This is a genomic window from Ruegeria sp. CI8, assembly GCF_056536865.1.
Genome location: NZ_JBQFQL010000001.1, coordinates 1 through 22029, shown reverse-complemented (window position 1 = coordinate 22029; position 22029 = coordinate 1). Strand labels below are relative to the sequence as shown.

The following is a 22029-nucleotide window of genomic DNA, read 5'->3' as shown; positions in this document are numbered from 1 at the left end:
ATGACCAGCCGCCGAGGATTCCTGGCCGGTTTGGCAGCGACCACTCTTGCCCCCCTGCCGGGCTGGGCTGAGGTCGGTTCGCCCGATTTCCTGTCGGCTGCGCTGTTCGACGATGGGTCGTACCGCCTGGTCGGGCTGACCGGTTCAGGAGAGTTTCGGTTCTCGGTCCCCCTGCCCGGCCGCGGGCATGCCGCCGCCGCCCATCCCCATCTGGCGCGGGCCGTTGCATTCGCGCGCCGTCCGGGGCGATTTGCGCTTGTGATCGATTGCGCGACCGGGGACCAGCTGACCCGGCTCGACGCGCCGGACGGGCGCCATTTTTACGGCCACGGCGCGTTTTCGCCCGACGGCCGCCGGTTGTTCACCACCGAAAACGACTATGAGGCAGGCACCGGGGTCATCGGCGTCTGGGACGCGGCCAACAGCTATGCCCGGCTGGGCGAGTTTTCTTCGGCGGGGGTCGGCCCCCATGACGTGGTGTTGATGCCCGACGGCAAATCTCTGGCCATCGCCAACGGCGGCATCGAAACCCATCCGGATACCGGGCGCACCAAGCTGAACCTGCCGACCATGCGCCCGAACCTGACCTATGTCAGCCTCGACGGATCGGTTCTGGAACAGGTCGAGCTGCCCGCGGCGCTGCACAAGAACTCGATCCGGCACCTGGCCGTTCGCGCGGATGGCTTGATGGCCTTTGCGATGCAGTGGCAGGGCGACCTGTCCCACAAGCCGGCCCTGCTGGGGCTGCATCGGCGGGATGGCCGCTACCACCTTCTGTCCGCGCCGGATGACATTCAGGCGACGCTGGCCGGCTATGCAGGCAGTGTCGCCTTTTCCGCCGAGGGGCGGCAGGTCGCCATCACCTGCCCACGCGGCAACGCGCTGCACGTCTTTGATGCCGAGGCAGCTCGTTTTGACCGCGCCCATTCGCTCAGCGACGTGTGCGGGTTGGGCCCCGGGCCATCCGGCTTTGTCTTTACCACCGGGCATGGCGATGTGGGGCATCTGGTTGGGTCAAACCCGGCGGTATCGCCCCATCCTCGGGTCCGTTGGGACAACCATCTGGTTCCCATTCGCCCTGCGATCTGAATTGGGCTAACCTCCGATACAGATTACACTTGGAAGAATCGAACGGCTGCCGTATTGGCGGGCGAAATTTCCACGCCTGCAACGCAAGGACTGACTTGATTGAAACAAACGCCCGTCGCACCGCATTCCATCTACGGGGTTGAAAAATGGGGCAAGGGTCTCATCGAGGTGACGGAGGACGGCGAGATCGGTCTGCGCAATCCCATGGCACCCGATGCGGCGGCCATCAGCCTGCCCGGCATTCTGCACGACCTTGATCAGCGAGGGATCAAGGCACCGATGATCCTGCGCATCAGCTCGTATCTGGAACGCGAGATCGCGCATATCAACGAAAGCTTCCGCGATGCGATCGCGCGTACTGGCTACAAGGGGTCCTATCGCGGCGTATTCCCGATCAAGGTGAACCAGCAGGCGCAGGTCGTCGACCGGATCGTCGAGTTCGGCAAGCAATTCAATTACGGGCTCGAGGCCGGTTCAAAGCCCGAACTGGTGATCGCCCTGGCGCACCGTCTGGCCCCCGAGGCGCTGATCGTGTGCAACGGCGTCAAGGACGCAGAGTTCATCGAGCTGGCCATCCTCAGCCGCAAGATCGGGTTCAACACGGTCATCGTTCTGGAAAGCCCGAAAGAGGCCGACACGGTCATCGAGGTTTACGAACGGCTGGGCATCGAACCACTGCTTGGCGTGCGGGTGAAACTGACCAACCAGATCAGCGGCAAGTGGCAGGAAAGCTCGGGGGATCGGTCGACCTTTGGCATGAACACCGATCAGCTGGTTGCGGTCGTCGACAAGCTGCGCGATGCGGGCCTGCTGCATTGCCTGAAACTGCAGCATTCGCATCTGGGCAGCCAGGTGCCCGACGTGAACGACGTGCGCCGCGCCGTGGGCGAGGCCTGCCGATATTACACCGAACTGACCCGCGAGGGCGTGCCGCTGACGCACCTGGATCTGGGCGGCGGCATGGGCGTCGATTACACGGGCGAGAAGAAGGCGACCGAAAACTCGATCAACTACACGGTCGAGGAATACAGCGCCAATGTGGTGGAAACAGTGGCCTATGCCATGGACGAGGCCGAAGTGGACCACCCCACGCTGGTGACCGAGAGCGGCCGCGCGGTGGTGGCGACCTCGTCGATGCTGGTGTTCAACGTGCTGGAAAGCACGCTCTATGACGCACCCAATGGCCCCGAGGTGGAACCCGACGACCACCACATGGTGTCCGATCTGGCGGCAGTGAACGGTTATCTCAGCCACGACCGGCTACAAGAATGCTGGAACGACGCCACTTTCTACCGCAACGAACTGCGCGCCCTGTTCCGCCGCGGCTATGTCGACCTGCGCCAGATGGCTCGGGCCGAGCGCATCTACCTGTCGCTGATGGCGCGGATCAAGGCGCTGGCGGCCTCGGACGAGGTCGAAACCGATGTGGACGACCAGTTGGAAAAGCTGGCCGATATCTATCACTGCAACTTCTCGCTGTTCCAGTCGCTGCCCGACGTGTGGGCGATCGACCAGTTGCACCCGATCGTGCCTTTGCAGATGCTGGATCAAGCGCCCGACCGCCGCGCGGTACTGTCCGACATCACCTGCGACAGCGACGGCAAGATCGACCGGTTCATTCTGGCCGACGGCGTCTCGCCCAGCCTGCCGGTGCATTCCCTGCCCGAAGATCGCGATTATTACATGGGCGTGTTCTTCGTCGGCGCCTACCAGGAAACCCTAGGCGACCTGCACAACCTGTTCGGCGACACCAACGTGGTCACCATCGACCTGCGCCCCGATGGCGGGTTCGACCTGCTGCATGAACAAGAGGGCGACACGATCAGCGAAGTCCTGTCCTATGTCGAGTTCGACCCAAGCGACTGCATCGCTGCCTTCCGCAAGATGGTCGACGAGGCGATCTCGACCGGTACGCTCAAGGCGAATGAACGCAAAACCCTGATGACTGCCTATCGCGACAGCATCAACGGCTATACCTACTACGAATAACCCCGGCGAAAGGAGAATTTCCCATGGGCAAGACACTGGTTGTTGGCGCGGGTGGCGTCAGCCACGCCGCCGTGCACAAGATGGCGATGAATTCCGACATCTTCACCGAGATCACGCTGGCCAGCCGCACCAAGGCGAAATGCGATGCCATCGCCAAATCGGTCAAGGAGCGCACCGGCGTCGACATCAAGACTGCCGAGCTTGACGCCTACAAGGTCGCCGACACCGTCAAGCTGATCAAGGACACCGGGGCCGAGCTTCTGGTGAACCTGGCGTTGCCCTATCAGGACCTTGTGCTGATGGATGCCTGCCTCGAGGCCGGGTGCCACTATCTCGACACCGCCAACTACGAGCCCGAAGACGAGGCCAAGTTCGAATACCACTGGCAGTGGGCCTATCAGGACAAGTTCAAGCAGGCCGGCCTGACCGCCATTCTGGGTTCGGGGTTTGACCCGGGCGTGACCAGCGTCTTCGCCAAGTGGCTCAAGAAACACAAGCTGGACACGATCCGCCAGATCGACGTGCTGGACGCCAATGGCGGTCAGAACGATCAGGAATTCGCCACCAACTTCAACCCCGAGATCAACCTGCGCGAAGTGCTGGCCGACGCCCGCCACTGGGAAGGCGGCGAGTGGAAAGTGACGCCGGCCATGACCCACAAGGTCGAGTTTGACTTCCCCGGCATCGGCCCCAAGAACATGTACCTGATGTATCACGAGGAACTGGAGTCGCTCTCGACCCACTTCCCCGAGATCGAACGCGCCCGTTTCTGGATGACCTTCGGCGATGCCTACATCACCCATGCCAAGGTGCTGCAGAATGTCGGCATGACCCGGATCGATCCGGTAGTTCACAACGGGGTCGAGATCATCCCGATCCAGTTCCTGAAGACCCTGCTGCCCGATCCCGGCGATCTGGGCGCCGAAACCAAGGGCAAGGCCTGCATCGGCGACATCGCCACCGGCCAGGCCAAGGACGGCTCGGGCGAAAAGACCTACTACATCTACAACATCTGCGACCACGAGGAATGCTACCGCGAGGTCGGCAGTCAGGCCGTCAGCTACACTACCGGCGTCCCGGCCATGATCGGCGCGGCACAGGTGCTGAAAGGCAACTGGCGCGAGCCGGGCGTGTGGAACATGGAACAGCTGGACCCAGATGATTTCATGGACATGCTCAACACCCACGGCCTTCCTTGGCAGGTCCACGAACTCGACGGCCCGGTCGAGTTCTGAACCCTCGGGGCGGTCCGCGCGACCGCCCTACTTCATCTGGCCCAAAATATCCGGGGGGCGCCATTGGTCCGAGCGACAATGGCGACAAGTCGCACCCCCGTCCTACCCACCAATCGGAGACGCCGGACATGACCCAACTGATGCAGACCCAGGCCGGAGACGCCGGCGCCTTCCGCCACTTCGACCTGACCCGCGTCCCCTCACCCTGTTTCGTCGTCGACGAAAAGGCGGTGGAGCGAAACCTTGCGGTTCTGGCCGATATTGGCGAGCGGTCCGGCGCGCATATCCTGTCGGCACTCAAGGCATTCTCGATGTTCGCGCTGGCCCCGCTGGTGCGCCAGTATCTCGGCGGCACCTGCGCCAGCGGTATCTACGAGGCCCGGCTGGGCCGCGAGGAATATGGCGGCGAGGTCGCAACCTTCTGCGCGGGCTACAAGGATTCCGACATTGACGAAATCTTGGCGCTTTCGGATCACATCATCTTCAACAGCCCGGCGCAGAAAGACCGCTTTCTGGCCGAGGCACAAGCCGCCGGGCGGCAGGTCGGGCTGCGCATCAACCCCGAACACTCCGAAGGCGAGGTTGCGAAATACGACCCCTGCGCCCCGTGCTCGCGCCTCGGGACGCCGGTCAGCCAACTGGACGCCAAGGCGCTGGAGGGCGTGGATGGCCTGCACATGCATACGCTCTGCGAACAGGGGTTCGAGCCGCTGGCACGCACATGGGCAGCGGTTGAACCTAAACTCGCCCCCTTTCTGAATGGCCTGAAATGGCTGAATTTCGGCGGCGGCCACCACATCACGCGCAGCGACTATGACCGCGACGGGCTGGTGGATTTCATCAAACACATCCGCGCCAAATACGGCGTCGAGGTCTATCTGGAACCCGGCGAGGCGGTCGCGCTGGACGCGGGCATCCTGGTGGGCGAAATCCTCGACCTGCCGCACAACGGCATGGATCTGGCGATCACCGACATTTCGGCCACCTGCCACATGCCCGACGTGATCGAGGCCCCCTATCGCCCCGCCCTGATGGACGAGGCCGAGGCGGGCCACACCTATCGTCTGGGCGGTCCATCCTGTCTGGCGGGCGACGTGATCGGCGACTACACCTGGGCCGAGCCGCTGCAGATCGGGCAGCGCTTTGCCTTCCTCGATCAGGCGCATTACTCGATGGTCAAGACCAACACGTTCAACGGCGTGCCCCTGCCCACCATCGCCCTGTGGAACAGCGAAACCGATGACCTGAAGATCATCAGGGAATTCGGCTACGACGACTTCAAAGAGAGGCTTTCATGAGCATTTTTCTCGACAGCGAACTGACCGAGGCCGAACGCAGCGAAGATGCCCGGTTCCGTGTAATCCCGGTACCGCTGGAGCGCACGGTCTCCTACGGTTCGGGCACGGCAGGCGGTCCCGCCGCGATCATCGCAGCCAGCAATGAACTCGAACGCATCACTGGCCATTCCGAACCCTGTGTTGATGGCATCTTCACCGAACCTTCGCTGGATTGCACCGGCCCGCTGCCGGACGTCATGGAGCGTCTGGCCCAGCGCACCGAGGCTGCGATCCACGCCGGCAAGGTGCCGGTCACGCTGGGCGGTGAACACTCGCTGAGCTATGGCGCGGTGATGGGCGTGGCCCGCGCATTGGGTCAGCCCCTCGGCATCGTGCAAATCGACGCCCATGCCGACCTGCGCAACGCCTATCATGGCGAGAAACACAGCCACGCCTCGGTCATGCATCTGCTGGCCGAGGAAGGCGTCCGTCTGGCGCAATTCGGCGTACGCGCCTTCTCGACCGAAGAAGCCAAAGGCCGTCTGAGGAACCGTGTCTTCCATGTGGATGCCGAAGAACTGGTGACCGGCAACATCCATGCCGTCGACCTGCCCGAGGACTTTCCCGAACTGGTCTATGTCAGCTTTGACGTCGACGGGCTGGACCCGTCATTGATGCCCGCAACCGGCACGCCGGTTCCGGGCGGGCTGGGATACTATCAGGCGCTGCATCTGGTCGAACACGCCTTGAAAGGCCGCCGCTGCGTGGGCTTCGACGTGGTCGAACTGGCCCCGGACGGCAACGCGGCGTGGGATTTCACCACGGCACAGATCGTTTATCGCCTGATGGCGTCCTGCTAGTCCTCGGCGGTTTCGTTGAGTTCCATGTGCCCCTCGCCCTTGTTCAACACGCGGCGCAGCATGGGCTCGAAGAACTCCAGTGGCCTGGTCGGATAGTCCGGGTCGAACGCCTTCTGATCGTATTCGTGGCAGAAATAGCGGCAGTCCTCCCAGTAAGGGCTGTCGCGATACTTGTCGCGCGCATTGCGGTCTCCGCCCAGATGGTGATTGTAGTAATAGCCCTGGAACACGCAGTGATGTTTCAAAATCCAATGGGTCCGTTCGCTGACATAGGGCTTCATCATCGCCGCTGACAGCTCACCGTGGTTGTAAGGCGACAGGATGTCCCCGGTGTCATGGATCAGGGCCGCAACGACCAGTTCCTCATCCGCGCCATCCTCATAGGCCCGCGTCGCGGCCTGCAGGCTGTGCTGATACCGGTTGACCGGATAGGGCGTCCATTCCTCGTCCAAGGACCGGATCGCATCCAGAATTCGGTCGGGCAAAGCCGCGTTATAGGCCTCTTCATATTCCATGACGGCGTCCCAATCGGCCTTGGTGGCCTCTTCGAAACTGGTCCAGGTGGGTTTGTGGCTTTTGTCCAGCATGGCGGGTCCTTTGTATGCGGGTCACAGCCAGACTAGCCGCTACCAGCCAATAGAAAAAATAAATTGATTTTATCACGTCGATCAAAAAATAGTTTCACATGCAGATGCGTGAGCTCGAAACGTTTTTATGCGTGGCGGAAACCGGTGGGTTCCATGCTGCGGCCCGACGGATGAACGTGACACAGACGGCTGTCAGTGCACGGATCCGCCAGCTTGAGGCCGCCACGGGCAAAGCCCTGTTTTCACGTGGTGCCGGCGGTACCAGCCTCACCGACTTCGGGGCGCAGTTCAAACCCTATGCCGAACAGATGCTGTCGCTTTGGTCCTTCGCCTCGCAGGACCTGCCGGCCCAAAGTCAAGGTCGTGTGGCCCTTCGCCTGGGCGCTCAGCTCAGCATCTGGGACCCGCTTCTGGTCGATCTGGCCGTCCGGTTCGAGCAGAGGTTTGGCAAACTTCTGTTGACGCTCAACTATGACCACACGCTGAACATGGCCGAGGCCGTTGCTTCGCACGTTCTGGACGTGGCGTTGACACATGAGAGGCCATCGCGGTCCGGGATTTCGTGCCAGGACTTGCCGCCCGAGCACTTGATCCTTGTCGAGACGCCCCATCTGGCTGGGTCCGGTACCGATCCTGTTTTCATCAATCTCGAACTTGGTGAAGGCTATCAGGAGCATGTACGCGGTCTGGCCCGGCTGTCTGCTGGGCAAACCGTGTTTCTGGGCAATTGCATGATGGCACTGCGCTATATCCTGCAACGCGGCGGGCGCGGTTTTTTCCCGTACAGCGTCGTCGCCCCGCACCTTGAAAGTGGCGCGCTGCACAAAGTCGAGGAAGCGGCACCACTAATTCTACCGGTCCACCTGGTCTCGCGCGCCGAGGATGACCACCCAAAACTGTTGGATGAATTACACCAGTGCCTGTCAGAGCTGCGGGGCTGACCTCAGGCCGGGGACGGCGCGGGTGCGGCAGTTCTCACCCGCCGGCGAATGATCGGTCTTCCGGCGAAAGCCAGGAACACGGCCGATATTGCGAACCCGACAACGGCCGGACCATAGAGCAGCGGCCATAGCTTCGCATCCTTGATCACCACCGGAGATACGAACCCACGTACGCCTTCCAACAAGACAAGAATCGTGAATGCTGCGAATATCTGTGGCCAAAGGCCGAACCGGGAAAAACTGCCCAGCATCAGCGTGGAATACCCAACCAGCGCCACGGTGATGCAGATCGCGATCCAGGAAAACCGCTGGTGCAGCTCTTCCACCAATTCCCCCAACGGGTAGCCATCCGCCGCGGCGACAGCGTCAAGATCGCCCAACAACTCGATCGTCGGAATCGCCTCAAGACTGCGGCGTCCATTGTCGGTGTTTCGGGACAGCTCCGAAATGTCGTATGATGCATCGTCGAAAAGGGTCGACGACAGCGTCTTGCCTTCCTTGTTCAGCCGCAGTGCAACCCCATCCACCATGACCAGATGAACGCCGGATCCGTTGTTCACCAGATAGGCGGACGTGCTGGAGTATGTGGCGGGGTTTTCCTGATCGCGACGGTCGGACACGAACACCTCGTGCAATGTGCCATCCAGATCAATCCGACCGATATAGACGGTCACGCCCCGAGCCGGGTGCATGAACTCCCCCTCGTTGAGCAACTGCGCGGTAATGTCACCTGCCACCTCGGCCTGGCGCATTTCCAGCTGTTCCACGGATGCGGGCCGCAGAATGACGCTGACGATCGCCATCATCAGCCCCGCCACTAGACCAAACAGCAACACCGCCCGGCCCAGCCGCCATGGGCTGGACCCTGTGGCCAGCATCACGGTCAGCTCGCTTTCCCGGCTCAGCCGGTTGGTGGCATAGACTGCGGAGGCGAAGACCGCCATCGGCATGACCGTTCGGACAAGCGTCGGCAGGGTCAGCGCCGTGAACTCCAGAAACACCATAGATGACTGGCCGCCGCTTATGACGTGTTCGAACAGGCTGACCGAGCGGGTGATCCAGAACACGCCCACCAGAACAAGCGTGAAAAAGCCGAAAAGAACCAATAGCTGCCGCAGGAAATACCCATCAAAGCGCGACATGTGACCTCTTTCGCCTGTCTTATCCTGGCGGGACATTAGGCCATTCGCCAGTCAAGGGGAACCGCGATTGCGCCCCAGCTCACCGGCCGGCACAAGGATTTTGGTGTGCCACAGCCACCGCAGGACCTGTGCCGCCGAGGTGGGGCCGATGCGGCTCGACCATCGCTGCAAAATATCGGACACAGAGCGTGGGTCGTGCAAATCGGATATCAACGGCGCCAGCTCGGCCCCCGCCAGCGAGTGGACCGGGCGCGGCAAATTGGGGTGGGTCAGAATCTCTGACCGCACAACATATGCGTCGCCTTGCACACCACCCTGTACCAGCTTCGCCTCCGGCGACAGGCGAAGCACCTCGCCCGTGGACAGCTCGGCATTCTGCAGGTCCGCAGGCGGGCGGCGAAGCCAGTCCAGCGGCTGTGCGCGCTGGCTCCAGAACGGCCCAGAGGTGACCTCGTGGTGACGTGCATAGAATGCCGCCGTCAGTTCTGCGTGGGTTTCGACGCGTTCGCGCTGTCGTTCCGAATAGAACCCCAGCGCGATGTTGGTGTCGCAGGGCCGAGTCAGAATCGTGTTCGCAACCACTGCGGCCTGCATGGCCTGCGCCATAGCCAGTTGCACCCCTTGCGATGACAGCGCATCGACCGAGAAACTCGCTTCACCCACGCGCAGCAGATCATCGGCGGGCGGGGTCAATTCACATTGGCTACTGGCATCACACCGGCGCACCGGGCCCATTCGCGCCTGCTCCAGACAGCTGGCCAGTAGAGTCGATCGTGCCAGAAGGTTCAGATACAAATCACGCCGGGCCGCCGGCGACAAACCAGTGCAATCCGACGGGTCGATGAAAATGCAAGCGTTGACCGTACCATCCGGCTGTGCTGCGCCCCAATACCAATGGGCATCACCAGCCTCCACGCGAGCCTGTGTGCCAAAACCCGGAGGGGCTTGCCAATAGGCATAGAGCGCCGTCAATGGCGCTGAGGCCGGGCGGAACCTCCGACCCAGTCCCGCATGCTTGCCCGCCGCATCCACCAAAAGGTCAGCGCGCAGTCGGCTTTTCCCCCGGGCCGTCAGGATCGGAACCTCCCAACCGGCCCCGGTGCGCCGTGGTCGATAGGCGCGTGCGGGTTGCAACACACGAACACCCGACTGGCGTGCAGCGTCCAGCAGGATGGCATCAAACTGGCCGCGATCCACCAGAAGGCCCGGATCGTCAGTTGGTTCACCCCGCCTTTCAAACGCCCCACCCCACATAAGGACGGAACCCGACGATTGCAGGAATCCCGCAGCTTTCATAGCATCGCCCACACCCAGAAACCGCAGAATGGGCCAGATGGAGGCAGGCAGTGACTCGCCGATGTGTGGGCGTGGAAAGGTGGCGCGTTCCAGCAGACAGACTCGTCGCCCCAGCTGTGCCAGCCGCATCGCCGTTACGGCCCCGGCCGGACCACCGCCGATCACGCAGATCTCGGCTTCAATCTCGGCCGCCATCCGCTGCGCCCTCAGGCCGAACGGCGGGCAGCGTCGCCGAAGAAATCCGGGCGGGCAGCCGACAGCCGGACATAGGCCTGCAGGCAATAATCCAGCCAACCGCGGATATAATCACATGCCGGGCGGCCACGATGAATGACCTCGTGATGGCAACCGCCACCGCACATGTACCGTGCCCAACAGATGTTGCACGGCGATTGGTTGTGCACGTGGCGCTCGGCCAGCCAGGCTTCTCGCCGCGCATCCGGGCCGTCATGGACGTTGCCCATCGCGGCCAAGTCATCCTCGACGAAGCGGTGGCAGGCGAACAGATCGCCATCCGCCGAAACCCCGAAATATCCGCCACCGGCTCCGCAAGCGTAGGGCCGGTGCGTGCCACGGTGGATCTCGTGCATTGCGGCGGCCATGTTCGAGAAGGGAAAGCGGCGGCCCTGCAGCACGGCGTCTTCGAAAGCCCGTCCACAGCGGATCATCTGCGAAAGCATTTCGGCCATGTCCTTGCTGCTCATTTCTTCGTGCCCGGTTGGCGAAGCCAGCATGGGTGAGAACCCGACCGAGTGGAAACCCAAGCCTATGAAATGGCTCAGGGTCTCAGGCAGCTCGATGTTGCGCGGTGTCACGGTGACCCGAGCGCCCACCTGCATGCGGTGCTGTTTGTCCAGCAACGGCTGCACCTTGCGCAGAATGGTGTCGTAGCTGCCGCGCCCACCCTGGTTGGGGCGCAACCGGTCATGTGCCTTGCCAACGCCATCCAGACTGATGGTGACGGCAAAGGCGTGGTCTTCGAAAAACTCAGCGTCTTCCGGGCGCAGCAACGTGCCATTCGTCGTGATCGAAAATCCCACATCCACTTTGTTGCGTTGCGCGTGTTCAGCAGCATAAACCGTCGTTTTTCGGATCAGGTTGCGATTGATCAACGGCTCGCCTCCCAGGAAGGCAAGATTGATCCGGGTGCCGGGTTCCGAGTCCATGATCAGCCGATCGACCGAGGCTTTCGCGACCTCCCATTCCATACTGCGGGCAGGACCACCAAAGCTGCCCTGCGAGGCATAGCAATAGGTGCACGCCAAGTTGCATTTCTGCGCGACCGCCAGCGACAAAGACCTGACCGGCATGCGGCGCGGCGGCGCGTCGTCAATGAACGGCACACCATCAAGACCCATCTGCGTCAGAAACTCTCGCTGACTTTCGGCGGCCATACGGGCGAAGTGATCCGCCGTTCCTTCGGGCACATCGAACACGCGCGAGCCATCTACGGCGAGCATGTGCTCGCCCAATGTCGTTTCGAAAAAATGCACCTCGGCAGATGGGTCGGTCATGTCTCGACCTCGGGCCAGAACGGGATACCGATACCCTTTTCCGCCAAGGCTTCACCGGCGACCCGGAAGCTTTTCATCGTGTCGCGCACCTGCTGGATATACTTCTGCGCTTCGGTAAATCGGTTCTGAGCCTCGTTTTGATAGGCCTGTTCGAGCCCATCGGTGATGCGGCGGAACAGATCCAGTGCCTCTTTCGCCTGCGTTTCCGAGCCCACTTGGATCGGGCGCAGATAGGCAGGTGTGCCGCGGCCCGTTTGGTATTTGGCCAGAACGTCCTTCATCTGGCGGAACCGCAGAAAATGCTCGTCGCCGTCGGTGTCGATCCGCACGGCCAAAGCATACAGACGCCGATCGGTGAACGCCTTGTGTTCCAGTGTCGCCACGCACTGGGCATAAGCACGGTCGATGAAGCCGTCGGGGCGTTCGATCTCGATGAAGTCATCGATGGCCTCGGGCGTCAGGGGGCGCAACGACCGTGGGATGATCCGCTTGGGTCCGATGGGCAGGGCAAGCGCGGGCGTTAGCACCGGTTCGTAATCCTTGCCCTGCAACGACCACAGCAACTGGTTTGCCCAGCGCATGTGGGTCATCTCGCCGATCGCAACTTCAAGCAGGGCGCGCCGAGCAAAGATCAGATCATCCTTCAGCGTTGGCCAGCGCTCGGAATCGACGGTTTCGGGATCGGCCAGCGAGAAATAGGCATAAAGGTATTGCAGGCTGAGCGTCATCTCCATCGGCGCCAGACGGGTCTGCAGGTCCTGGACCATCGCCGCAACGCTTTCATACGGTTCTACACCGGGCAGGTCCGTGTCGGCCTCATAGACTTCGCCGGTCTCGCGTCCCTCGACGACGATCGGCAGGTCGCTCCACATCTGGTTGACCTCGTAGTGGTCGATCTGGAACGGGCGGTTCTGTTCGACGGTATTCAACGCCGCCACATTGCCCGAGGGCGATTTGTCCGAACGCAGCCAGTCCAGATAGGTTTCGGCCACGACCGGATCGTCAGGCGCACCAGTCGGTAGGCGGGTGTCATGCGGCACTTCGGCAGTGACCACATCCGGGTGGTTTGATGGCCAGTAGTGGCAGCCGCAATCCCGAAAGTCATGCGACCAGGGATTGCACAGGCTTTGGGTCAGCTCTCCGGGGTCGTAGGCCGTATCGAACACGCCGGCTTCGGTGCGGTACTGCCGGCGGTATCCGTGCAGGACGACCGGCGGTGCGTCGACGACACCGTCGTGATTGCGCCGCTCCAGTGCGATGGTCACCGGATGGTCGTCGCCGCATTCAAGGCTGCGGATGAACCGCCAGACCAGCATGCCGTCGTAGGGTTTGCCCTTGTCATCACGGAACGAGATACGTCGACCGCCTTGTTCGACCCAGGCCAGAAACCACCGGGCGCTGGACAGCTCGGCGCCGATTTCGCCACGATAGGCGTCAAGCAAGTCCTGCACCCAAGGTGCCGAACTGTCATCGGGCAACATCGGGTCATAGAAATAGTCGACATAGACCAGATGAAACCCTTGCGTGTTTTCGGGTGCTTCCGGAACCGGGTTCAGCGGGACACGTACGGCATTGAAAACCAATCCCGGAAAGAACCGGCGATCAAGGTCGCGTACGTCCATTTCCAGCCCCGGGAAACAATTTCCGACCGACCCGTCCAGCCGAGTGTTGTCAGGGTTGCCGGGCACCTTGTAGGCCGCACGGGCCGTCAGATTGCGGGGTTTGATGCGGATCGGCGCTGGTTTGTCAGACATCCCGAGGCTCTCCTACCGGTTCGGTTCCGGGCGCGGGCGGGTGCGCCTCGAGGTAATCGATGAAAGACATCACCAGATGGTACTGCCGCCGTGACAGCGAGAGCGGAAAATAGTTGGAATCCCGCATGTAGGGCGGCATGCGGGCGTCGTGCATCATGTCGCGCACGATCCGCGGGTCGCGGAAGGCGGGATCGGGTGTCTGGTCAGGGTTCGGGTCCTCTTCGAACTGGGCCAGAACGCCAAAGGGTGGGCGCATCAATCGCCGAACGAAATCAGGCCTGCGGCGCAGAAAATCCAAAAGGTTTTCCTCATCGATCAACTGCTCGTGCACAAACTTGGTGGCGACCGTATAGGGCAGCTGTTCATTCGGGACCGAGTTCGAGAAAACCGACACCGGCTGTGGGCGGATCAACTCGTCGATCTTGTCGGGCGGCACCGCGTCCTTTTCCGTCATCGATGCCGCATCGGTGGACGGCAGGCCCGGTGTAGGTGCGATATTGGTCTGCACCTGAAGAGAGGCATTGTCCTTAAGGCCCTGTGCCCGGATGTCATCCAGATTGATCAGGCTGTTGGTCTCGAACGCCCTTCGGAAGATGTCGACCACTTCGGTTTTTGCATCAACGTAGTTTTCGGCGGTAACCGAGATCAACGACATGTCGCGATCCGCCAGATCGTCTTCGAGGCTGTAGAAAGGCCGGCAATCCGGTGCGAAATCCGGCGGTCCGGTGAAGATGCGCGCCCGGGCGACCAAACGCTGACCGCGAACAGCCAGCGTGGCCTCGATCGTTCCATCACACGTGTCGTCAACCACCCCCCAGGACTGATCGTTGCCGACCCTGGCACCATCATAACTGTCATGCGGTTCGGGATCATCAGACAACCCCGACATCATGATCCATTTCGACCAGGGCGTGTCCGGGTTCAGGATGCGGTTCTGCGCCGGCACGATCTCATGAATCCGGCCGTATTCCGATTTGGGCGGATCATTCTTGTATCCCGGCACAGCAAGGGTTGCAGGGCCGAAGGCGGCATCGGGCGGGCCGTAGACCTCGCCCTTGGGCGGAGTGAACCGCAAACGCAGAAGACTGCGGTCCACCATCTCGCCGGGCACCGGCTCGTCCGTCCCGTGGACCGGGCGGACAACCCGCACCGAGCCCAGCGGGATCGGGTTGTGTTCATAGACCAGCGGCTGCTGTTCCGACGTGTGCGGACTGAAGGCCAGCACGGGTTTGGGAGTAAAATCCTCGGCCGCGATCTCGACCCGGGCGCGAAACCCGCAGGCTGCATCTCCGGTGCGACGGGCGGCTTTCTGGTTGCCTACAGCGACCGTGTAGCGGATGTTCTTCAGCGACAGCCCCTGCCCTTCAAGAAGGTTCAGAGTCACAGGAGTTTCATAGGCCTCGCCGGTTTCAGCATCGAACATCCGCGCCCACAGTTCAAAGAACGGCGCGACCGGGCGCAGGGCGCCGGTGCCTTCATCCCGAAATCGGATCTTCCGCGGGTCCGGCAGGTAGGCCGAGACACTCCCATCCTCGTTTTCCCGCATAGTCACGTTCGAGCGTATGACCGTCTTGTTGTTGCCATGCGCGTCCAGATCCTGCTGCCATTCGTAGCTTTCCAGCGGGGTCTCGCCCGGGCCAAGCCTGGCAACGGCCATCGGCGGCAGAAAGAAGATTTCCTGTATCGTGTCCATGCCGGGCCCTCTCCAGTTTGGCCATGCCGGTCCGCAACCCGTTTTCAGGGGTACGAATAGCTTTGATAGGTGATCGTCGGGTCCGAGAAGAACGGAGTCGACTTGTCCCGAATGATGTCCGGCGGCGCTTCGTCCGGAACCGGAGAAATACTCTGCTGGTAGTGAAAGAAGTTATGGGGGTCGAATTTCTGCTTCACGAACATAAGTGAGTTGAAGTTGTCGCCCCAATACAGCCAACGATAGTTCAACTGAGTGCGCCGCGGATAATTCTGATAACAGCGGTCGATGAAGAACCCCTCGTCCGTCATCATCTGCATGAACCCATCCAGCCACGGGACCACGACGTCTTTCTCATCCTCGGACAACCAGAACACGTCAACGTAGAAATTCATCGACACGTCGCGGTGAATGAAGGCGTTTCCCTGTTTGCCAACCGGCATTCGGTTGATCGCCCCGCCATACGGCTCGATCGCCACCGCCCCGTAGGCGTTTGGCGTGCTGTCCAGATAATCGACGACCCTTTGCCATTCATCTTGCGACAACTGGCGGGCGATATACCCGCCCTGTTTGTCTTCGCGGGCTTGGTCCGGGACCACCGGGATGTCGTATTTCTCGTCATACAGCCAGGAATTGATCTGCTGGTAGGTTCCTGTCTTGCTGTTTTCCATGTGGCCGCCAATGGGTTCGTCCAGCAGCGGCTGAAGGACCCGGCGCCCTTCGTCTTCGGGCCCGTGATATAGGGCCGAGACCAAAAGAACCTTCTGGTCTCCTTGATACGCAAGAAAGATGTAGGCCCCAAATTTGTCCGAGAGACCGTCCTTCATGTAGTTGGCCTGCAGAAACTCCAAAGCCCTGGCAGCCCTGTCCAGCGGCCATTTGATATGAACGCCCCAAACTTCGTACAGGTTGTGCAGCTTGAACCGGATTTCCAGAAGCACCCCGAAATTGTTGCCGGTGCCTCCCCGGATCGCCCAGAAAAGATCGGGGTTGGTCGTGTCATCCGCGATCACGATACTGCCATCCCACAGCATCACCGTCACGCCCAGGACATTGTCGCAGGCCATTCCGAACAGGCGCGACGTGAACCCGTATCCTCCGCCCATCATGAATCCGGCCACGCAGACATCCTGACACGCGCCACCCGGCACATGCAGATGATAGGAATCCAGCACCGAGTTCAGGATCTTGAACGGGGTACCGGGGCCGACATAGGCCATCGGGGTATCTGGATCGACCGTCACGTAACACATCCTGCTGGTATCCAGCACCATCGCATTGTTGACCGAGTACCCCGCCGTGCTGTGCCGGCCCGATCGGCTGACCACCCACAGATCATGGGCCCGCGCGAAGGCCAGACTGGCCCGCACGTCCTGAATGGTTTCGCAATAGACAATGATTTCCGGGTAGTCCTGAAAGGCCGGGTTCCAAAGCTGACGATCGGTGTTGTAGTTCGGATCCGTCGGCAAAACGACCGAACCAACCAGGCCTTTTTCAAACTCCCGGATCTGTTCGGGTGTGATCGGATGATAGCGCTGCAGCGACAGGTCCGTTCGGCTGGAGGCGACGCGATCCTTGGCCAGAATGGTCTTGCTTATCTTGCGCATGATGGACGCTCCCTTGGCATAACATGCAGAACGCGCAGGGAAAAAACACTGCGCGCACGTATTACGGTCTTTCCATCAACCCATTTCTGCCCGTCCCAAGCTGGCAGAAAGTTTCCGTGCCGGTCAAGAGATCGTTTCAAGCAATGCCCGGGCTTCGAGCAATTCCGGAATCTCGGCCTTTGGGTCGAAACGATCCAGAGCATCGGACAGCCATGGCCCCGGCCGCCCCCCGGTTTTGGATACGCGGCGGGTCAGCGCCACGGCTGCGCGCAATTCGAACAGGCTGGCCCCGCATTTGCGCGCCTCGGACACCGCCTGTTTGAGCATCGGTTCGGGATCTTTCCGCCCATGATCGTCAAGCAACGAGCGGACCCTGAAAACCTCGGCATCGGCCCATCCTTCGTCGGTGTCTTTGCGCCAAAGTTCGGCCTGCGTCAGCGCCTGCTTGGCGGCCTTGAGCCCCCCGGCACGCACCAGAAGTTCCGCGATCAGCGACAGAAAGAAGCTTTTGTAGTTTCCGGCGCCACTGGACCACCAGTCATCCGACGCCTGCCGCAGGGCCGCGATGTGCTCGGCGTCCGGGGTCTGGTGCGCCCGTGCCCAACTGAGCCACATGCGGGCCGTGATCGACATGAAGGCCAACCTGTGCTCGCGAGAAATCTCCTCCAGCGGTGCGACGGTCGCGACCAGTGCGTCGATATCGCGGTGCAACAGATGGACCATGCACGTATAGGTCAGGACCTGGGCCACGCTGTGCGCGTGTTGCAATTCATTGGCCCACTCCAGAGCCTGCGCCTGAACCCTCCGCGCGCGGGCCGGCTCACCCATCAGGCTGTAACAGACCCCCAGGAAGCCGGCTGTGATGGCCGCATGGTCGGTGCCGTAGACATAGGCCAGCTTCCCATGTGTTTTGAAATCGTAAAGGGTCCAGGCCTGCTCAAGGTGCGCTCTGGCATCTGTCAGATTGCCGATGTGCAGTTGCACGGCGCCCATGGCGCGGTGCCCTACCATCCGATGCTCGGTCCGGCCGCTGACTTCGGCCAGGTCCAGGATCTGGTCCGCCACCTCACCGGCCAGGCGGTACTCGGCCCGCACAAGGTGAAACGCATAAAGCCCATTGAGAACCGGGAACAGGCGTTCCGTCTCGCGGGCCCGGCGGCACAGCTCGCGCAGCCGGCGATAGGCTTCGCCTGTCGCTTCGCCCGCAATCCCGTCAGTCGAGCGCAAGACACCCGCCCGCAGTACTTGCAGATCAATCTCGCGCAAGTCGCGGTCGCGGCTTTTCGGCAGCTCAGACACAAGACCAAGCGCCTTGGACAAATGGGTCAGTGCTTCGGACAGGGCCGACCGCTCGATCGCTCTCTGACCGGCGTTTTGCCAATGGGTAACGGCCTCTTCGGGTCGGTTTGCCAGCGTATAGTGCTGGGCCAGAACTTCGGGCTGGGTCTGCGCAAGATAGGGTTGCTGGTCCAGCAATACACCCGCAGCCTGATCGTGCAGGACCTGCCGCTCGGACCGCAGAAGGCTGTCATAGGCCATGTCCCGGATCAGAGCATGGCGAAACAGGTATTCGTCCTCGGCCCCGTCCGGTGGCCGCTGGATGATGCCCGCCATGGCCAATTGTTCCAGGCTGGCCTGCATCGAGGCTGCCGGCAGCATTGAGACCGCCGCAACCAGAGCCACCGAAAAGCGTCGCCCGAACACCGCACCGGTCTGCGCCACGTCCTTTGCCATACCCAGGCGGTCGAGACGCTCCATCAGCGAATCCTTGAGCGTGCTGGGTACCGACAGCGACGGCAGCGGACCGCGCAGGACATAGCCATCTTCGGTCAGCCGCAACTGGCCGGATTCCAGAAGGCCGCGCGTCACCTCCTGTACAAAGAGCGGGATCCCGTCGGTCTTGGCGGCAATCAGGTCGCAGACCGGTCCCGGCAAAGATTTGCCCCCCGCAACATCAGTGACGATTTCCGCCACCTCGGCATTCGACAATCGGGTCAGGGGGATGTGCAACGTGTTGTGGTGGTGCCCCCAGCTAGGGTCGAATCCCTGCCGGGCCGTAACTACGATCAGAACCGGCAGGTCACGAATCCGCTCGATCACCCTATCCGTCAGCGAAAGCGTGGTCGGGTCCACCCAATGCGCATCTTCGAACAGCAACAGAACGGGTTTGCTTCGCGCCATCGACACCAATTGCTGCGTGACAGCTTCCAGCGTCTTTTCAAGCTTGACCTGCGGCGGCAAGTCCAAGGGTCCTAGTGCATCATCGGCATCGATGCTCAACAAATCCGCAATCAGGCGCTGCTGTTCAGACGTCAGGTACCGCAGCAGCGGCAGAAGCTTGTCCAGCTTTTGGGCGTCCGTATCCGCCGGCGCGAACCCGGCTGAACGTTCCAGTTGCTGCACGATCGGATACAGAGCACTGCTTGAGTGCAACGGCGAGCATTGAAAATTCAGACGCAGAATGTCCTGACCCTGCAACTCGTGCGCCAACCCTTCGATCAGCCGCGACTTTCCGATCCCCGCCTCACCCGAGATCAGAACGGATTGACCCGCCCCGTGACTGGCTTCGTTCCACTTGTCACACAGCTTGCGAAACTCGGAGCCGCGACCGATCAGACGGCCGGAACCCGCTTCGGGATTGATCTCGAACCGCCGTTCGATCCGCGCGGTACCCTCCACGGTCCAGGCCTGAATCTCGTCCGCAAACCCCTTGAGAACATGCCTGCCGGCATCCTTCAGCCGGAAAGCGCCCCCGATCAGGCGGCGCGTCGAGGGGCTGATGATCAGCGAATTTGGTTCGGCCAGACCCTGCAAACGGGCGGCCAGATTCGGCGTCCGCCCCATGACCACGTCGTTTTCCCGCAACCCGTCCCCATAGATGGTGCCGACCACCACAAGTCCCGTGGCGATTCCGATCCGCGCCTGCAGCTCTTCCTTTCGGTCGATCGCAGGCAGTTCGTCCAAAATCTGCAACCCGGCCTCGATCGCGCGCGAGGCCGCATCTTCCTGCGCGTGCGGATAGCCGAAATAGATCATCGCGCCATCCCCCATGAAACAGGCGATGTGACCACCGAATTTCGAAACGGCGGTTGTGCAAGTCTCTTTGAATCGCCGCACCAGCTCGCCCAGATCTTCCGGATCCAGGCGCTCGGACATTGCCGTCGAGCCGACGAGATCAACGAACATGACCGTCAATTGCCGGCGCTCGGCCACGATTTTGCCCTGTCGGCGAGTGTGCACGGCGTCACCGGCCGTGTCCTGGGCAAAACGCGCGGTTGCGGCAAGCAGGCGACGTCTGGGCCCTAGCGGCAGCCCGAGATCGATCAGATCATGCTCGGACAGATGAACGAGGTCGGACAAGGCCACTTCTGCCGCAGCGAAGGCCGGGGCGTATTTGGATAGCCCCAACTTCTCCAGAAAAGCGGCGATATCCGTCATTTCTCCCCCAACGGCCTGTCCAACGCCGGTTTGTTTTGGCTCGGTCCACCCCGCGCAGATCGCGCGTCGCAAACCGTGGCCCGTTCATTATCCAACTGACTGAACAGCCTTTTCGTTCTTTACCCGCACGTCAAGAGGTTTGGCGAACCAAACCGGCACAGCACGGTTGACCTTGGAGGCAGCATTGCTGAATTGCTTGGAGAATGGCAGGGGCAGCAGGGTTCGAACCCGCGACCTACGGTTTTGGAGACCGTCGCTCTACCAACTGAGCTATACCCCTGTGGTGCGCCATCAGATATGCCAGCGGCGCGACGGACTCAAGAGGCTTTTTCAGTTTCTCGGACACATATGCATTAGACAAAGAAGTTGCGTGCGTCGTGCAGTTCTATAAGACAAGGTTCGGCCCACCGAGAGGAAATTACCCTTGAGCCTTCGCAAGAAGATTGCCGACAGCGAGACGACCCTGAACTGGGCCGCGCGCCGCATCGCCAGCTACATCAGGATGGTCCATCGCAACACCAAATGGCAGCGGACCGGCTATGACGAACTGGACAAGCTCGCGGAACAGGGCGAGCCGGTCATCGTCGTGCTGTGGCACCAGCGGTTGGCCCAATCGCCCTATTTCTTTCCGCTGGAAAAGGGGCGCATCTGCTCGATCACATCGGCCGCGCGCGCCGGCAGCATGGTGGGCCGGGTGCAGAAGCTCTTCGGCATGGACACCATCGCCATGTCCAGCCACAAGCGTCACGTGGCCCTGTCGCGTGAAGTGCTGGGCAAGATGAAACAGGGGATCTCGATCGGCATAGCTGCCGACGGTCCACGCGGCCCGGAACGGGTGTGCTCGACCGTCCCGCTGGTCTGGGCGCGCAGCTCGGGCAAACGCGTTTTTGGCATCACCTATTCGGCCCGCCATGGCCGTGAGGCAGGCACCTGGGACCGGCTGCTGCTGCCGCGCCCCTGGCGCAACGAAGGCGTCTTCCTTTGCCGTGAATGGACTGAGACCGTACCCCGCAAGGCCTCGGAAGAGCAGATCGAGCAACTGCGCCAAAGCCTCGAGAAGCACATGAATGACATCACCGCCGAGGCCGATCTTATGGTCGGTCGCGCCCCGTGGAAACCGAAGCTCTGATCAGCCCGCCTGCTTTCCGGAAAAGTCACGGCGCGGGGCGCCGGTTTGCTTACCCCCAAGCCTTCTGCGTTCCCGACAAAAGTCGCTGACGGTGCAGTCGACTTCGTGACCATCGTCGCTGAGAATGGCCTCGCGCATATCTTCAAGGTCCTTGTTGTGAAGGATTTGCGCCCCGTAATTCAGAAACTCAAAGCCAAACATCGCGTCCTCCTGCTGGTCGGGCATTCTGCCGAGCGTGCACAGGTCGCTGCCGGCGTTGCACATCAGGTAGACATTCAGCTTCTGGAGCAGATGGGCGGAAGGTTAAGATTTCTCAAGCCGAGGGTCGGGGGCACCATCAAATCGAAAACACTGGCCGACTTGGAACAGTCTGATCTGCTTCCCAATAAGAAAAGGCCGCCCCGGTTTGGGACGGCCTTCTTTTGTTTCTCACCGAGTTGCTTTCGGCTGGCTTCGCTTTGGAAAACCACCTGCCGCAACC

General features: G+C 61.4%; 16 protein-coding genes and 1 tRNA gene. 8 read left to right on the top strand and 9 right to left on the bottom strand.

The window, feature by feature from the left end; translation table 11 throughout:
• The 5 genes from ACR0DA_RS00085 to speB all read left to right on the top strand — a co-directional run bounded on the left by ACR0DA_RS00085 (window position 1) and on the right by speB (window position 6450).
• Window positions 1-1089: a DUF1513 domain-containing protein gene (locus ACR0DA_RS00085; protein WP_480752503.1), complete on the top strand. Its 1089-nt coding sequence runs from the start codon at window positions 1-3 to the stop codon at window positions 1087-1089.
• Between the two features lie 99 nt (window positions 1090-1188).
• Window positions 1189-3078, top strand: a complete 1890-nt coding sequence (gene speA / locus ACR0DA_RS00080) for a biosynthetic arginine decarboxylase (RefSeq protein WP_170593099.1) — start codon at window positions 1189-1191, stop codon at window positions 3076-3078.
• Window positions 3079-3101: 23 nt separating this feature from the next.
• Window positions 3102-4313, top strand: a complete 1212-nt coding sequence (locus ACR0DA_RS00075; protein WP_170405316.1) for a saccharopine dehydrogenase family protein — start codon at window positions 3102-3104, stop codon at window positions 4311-4313.
• A 128-nt stretch (window positions 4314-4441) separates the two neighbouring features.
• A complete protein-coding gene (gene nspC, locus ACR0DA_RS00070) occupies window positions 4442-5611 on the top strand; it encodes a carboxynorspermidine decarboxylase (RefSeq protein ID WP_480752502.1) in 1170 nt (389 codons plus the stop codon).
• Window positions 5608-6450: an agmatinase gene (gene speB / locus ACR0DA_RS00065; RefSeq protein WP_480752500.1), complete on the top strand. Its 843-nt coding sequence runs from the start codon at window positions 5608-5610 to the stop codon at window positions 6448-6450. The genes nspC and speB overlap by 4 nt, the downstream gene beginning before the upstream one ends.
• Here the strand turns inward: speB and ACR0DA_RS00060 are convergent.
• Window positions 6447-7037, bottom strand: a complete 591-nt coding sequence (locus ACR0DA_RS00060) for an HD domain-containing protein (protein ID WP_170339515.1) — start codon at window positions 7035-7037, stop codon at window positions 6447-6449. The genes speB and ACR0DA_RS00060 overlap by 4 nt on opposite strands.
• 98 nt (window positions 7038-7135) lie before the next feature.
• On the opposite strand from ACR0DA_RS00060, the gene ACR0DA_RS00055 reads away from it, so the two are divergent.
• Window positions 7136-7978, top strand: a complete 843-nt coding sequence (locus tag ACR0DA_RS00055; RefSeq protein WP_480752499.1) for a LysR family transcriptional regulator — start codon at window positions 7136-7138, stop codon at window positions 7976-7978.
• A 2-nt stretch (window positions 7979-7980) separates the two neighbouring features.
• Here the strand turns inward: ACR0DA_RS00055 and lptF are convergent, their stop codons facing one another.
• The 8 genes from lptF to ACR0DA_RS00015 all read right to left on the bottom strand — a co-directional run bounded on the left by lptF (window position 7981) and on the right by ACR0DA_RS00015 (window position 20699).
• A complete protein-coding gene (gene lptF, locus ACR0DA_RS00050; protein WP_480752498.1) occupies window positions 7981-9120 on the bottom strand; it encodes an LPS export ABC transporter permease LptF in 1140 nt (379 codons plus the stop codon).
• Between the two features lie 51 nt (window positions 9121-9171).
• Window positions 9172-10611, bottom strand: coding sequence for a flavin-dependent monooxygenase QhpG (qhpG, locus tag ACR0DA_RS00045; protein ID WP_480752497.1), 1440 nt, complete (start codon window positions 10609-10611; stop codon window positions 9172-9174).
• A gap of 11 nt (window positions 10612-10622) precedes the next feature.
• A complete protein-coding gene (locus ACR0DA_RS00040; protein WP_480752495.1) occupies window positions 10623-11930 on the bottom strand; it encodes a radical SAM protein in 1308 nt (435 codons plus the stop codon).
• On the bottom strand, window positions 11927-13684 hold the full coding sequence (locus tag ACR0DA_RS00035) for a ferritin-like domain-containing protein (RefSeq protein ID WP_480752493.1): 1758 nt from the start codon (window positions 13682-13684) through the stop codon (window positions 11927-11929). The genes ACR0DA_RS00040 and ACR0DA_RS00035 overlap by 4 nt, the downstream gene beginning before the upstream one ends.
• Complete coding sequence (locus tag ACR0DA_RS00030) at window positions 13677-15377, bottom strand: hypothetical protein (protein ID WP_480752492.1); 1701 nt, start codon at window positions 15375-15377, stop codon at window positions 13677-13679. The genes ACR0DA_RS00035 and ACR0DA_RS00030 overlap by 8 nt, the downstream gene beginning before the upstream one ends.
• Before the next feature lie 44 nt (window positions 15378-15421).
• Window positions 15422-16981, bottom strand: coding sequence for an FAD-binding oxidoreductase (locus tag ACR0DA_RS00025; RefSeq protein ID WP_480752490.1), 1560 nt, complete (start codon window positions 16979-16981; stop codon window positions 15422-15424).
• A 123-nt stretch (window positions 16982-17104) separates the two neighbouring features.
• Window positions 17105-20419: an adenylate/guanylate cyclase domain-containing protein gene (locus tag ACR0DA_RS00020; protein WP_480752488.1), complete on the bottom strand. Its 3315-nt coding sequence runs from the start codon at window positions 20417-20419 to the stop codon at window positions 17105-17107.
• Between the two features lie 204 nt (window positions 20420-20623).
• Window positions 20624-20699 (bottom strand) — tRNA-Trp (locus ACR0DA_RS00015).
• Window positions 20700-20843: 144 nt separating this feature from the next.
• On the opposite strand from ACR0DA_RS00015, the gene ACR0DA_RS00010 reads away from it, so the two are divergent.
• Together ACR0DA_RS00010 and ACR0DA_RS00005 are read left to right on the top strand one after the other, a co-directional pair.
• Window positions 20844-21548: a lysophospholipid acyltransferase family protein gene (locus tag ACR0DA_RS00010; protein ID WP_480752486.1), complete on the top strand. Its 705-nt coding sequence runs from the start codon at window positions 20844-20846 to the stop codon at window positions 21546-21548.
• A gap of 45 nt (window positions 21549-21593) precedes the next feature.
• A partial coding sequence (locus ACR0DA_RS00005) for a hypothetical protein (protein WP_480752484.1) occupies window positions 21594-22029 on the top strand: 436 nt, incomplete at its 3' end.

Excerpts from the sequence above, each read along its gene's own strand:
- ACR0DA_RS00025 (WP_480752490.1), bottom strand. The coding sequence starts at position 16,981 with ATGCGCAAGATAAGCAAGACCATTCTGGCCAAGGATCGCGTCGCCTCC.
- ACR0DA_RS00020 (WP_480752488.1), bottom strand. The coding sequence starts at position 20,419 with ATGACGGATATCGCCGCTTTTCTGGAGAAGTTGGGGCTATCCAAATAC.
- ACR0DA_RS00055 (WP_480752499.1), top strand. The coding sequence starts at position 7,136 with ATGCAGATGCGTGAGCTCGAAACGTTTTTATGCGTGGCGGAAACCGGT.
- ACR0DA_RS00085 (WP_480752503.1), top strand. The coding sequence starts at position 1 with ATGACCAGCCGCCGAGGATTCCTGGCCGGTTTGGCAGCGACCACTCTT.
- lptF (WP_480752498.1), bottom strand. The coding sequence starts at position 9,120 with ATGTCGCGCTTTGATGGGTATTTCCTGCGGCAGCTATTGGTTCTTTTC.
- speB (WP_480752500.1), top strand. The coding sequence starts at position 5,608 with ATGAGCATTTTTCTCGACAGCGAACTGACCGAGGCCGAACGCAGCGAA.
- nspC (WP_480752502.1), top strand. The coding sequence starts at position 4,442 with ATGACCCAACTGATGCAGACCCAGGCCGGAGACGCCGGCGCCTTCCGC.
- ACR0DA_RS00035 (WP_480752493.1), bottom strand. The coding sequence starts at position 13,684 with ATGTCTGACAAACCAGCGCCGATCCGCATCAAACCCCGCAATCTGACG.
- ACR0DA_RS00075 (WP_170405316.1), top strand. The coding sequence starts at position 3,102 with ATGGGCAAGACACTGGTTGTTGGCGCGGGTGGCGTCAGCCACGCCGCC.
- ACR0DA_RS00060 (WP_170339515.1), bottom strand. The coding sequence starts at position 7,037 with ATGCTGGACAAAAGCCACAAACCCACCTGGACCAGTTTCGAAGAGGCC.
- ACR0DA_RS00040 (WP_480752495.1), bottom strand. The coding sequence starts at position 11,930 with ATGACCGACCCATCTGCCGAGGTGCATTTTTTCGAAACGACATTGGGC.
- ACR0DA_RS00030 (WP_480752492.1), bottom strand. The coding sequence starts at position 15,377 with ATGGACACGATACAGGAAATCTTCTTTCTGCCGCCGATGGCCGTTGCC.
- qhpG (WP_480752497.1), bottom strand. The coding sequence starts at position 10,611 with ATGGCGGCCGAGATTGAAGCCGAGATCTGCGTGATCGGCGGTGGTCCG.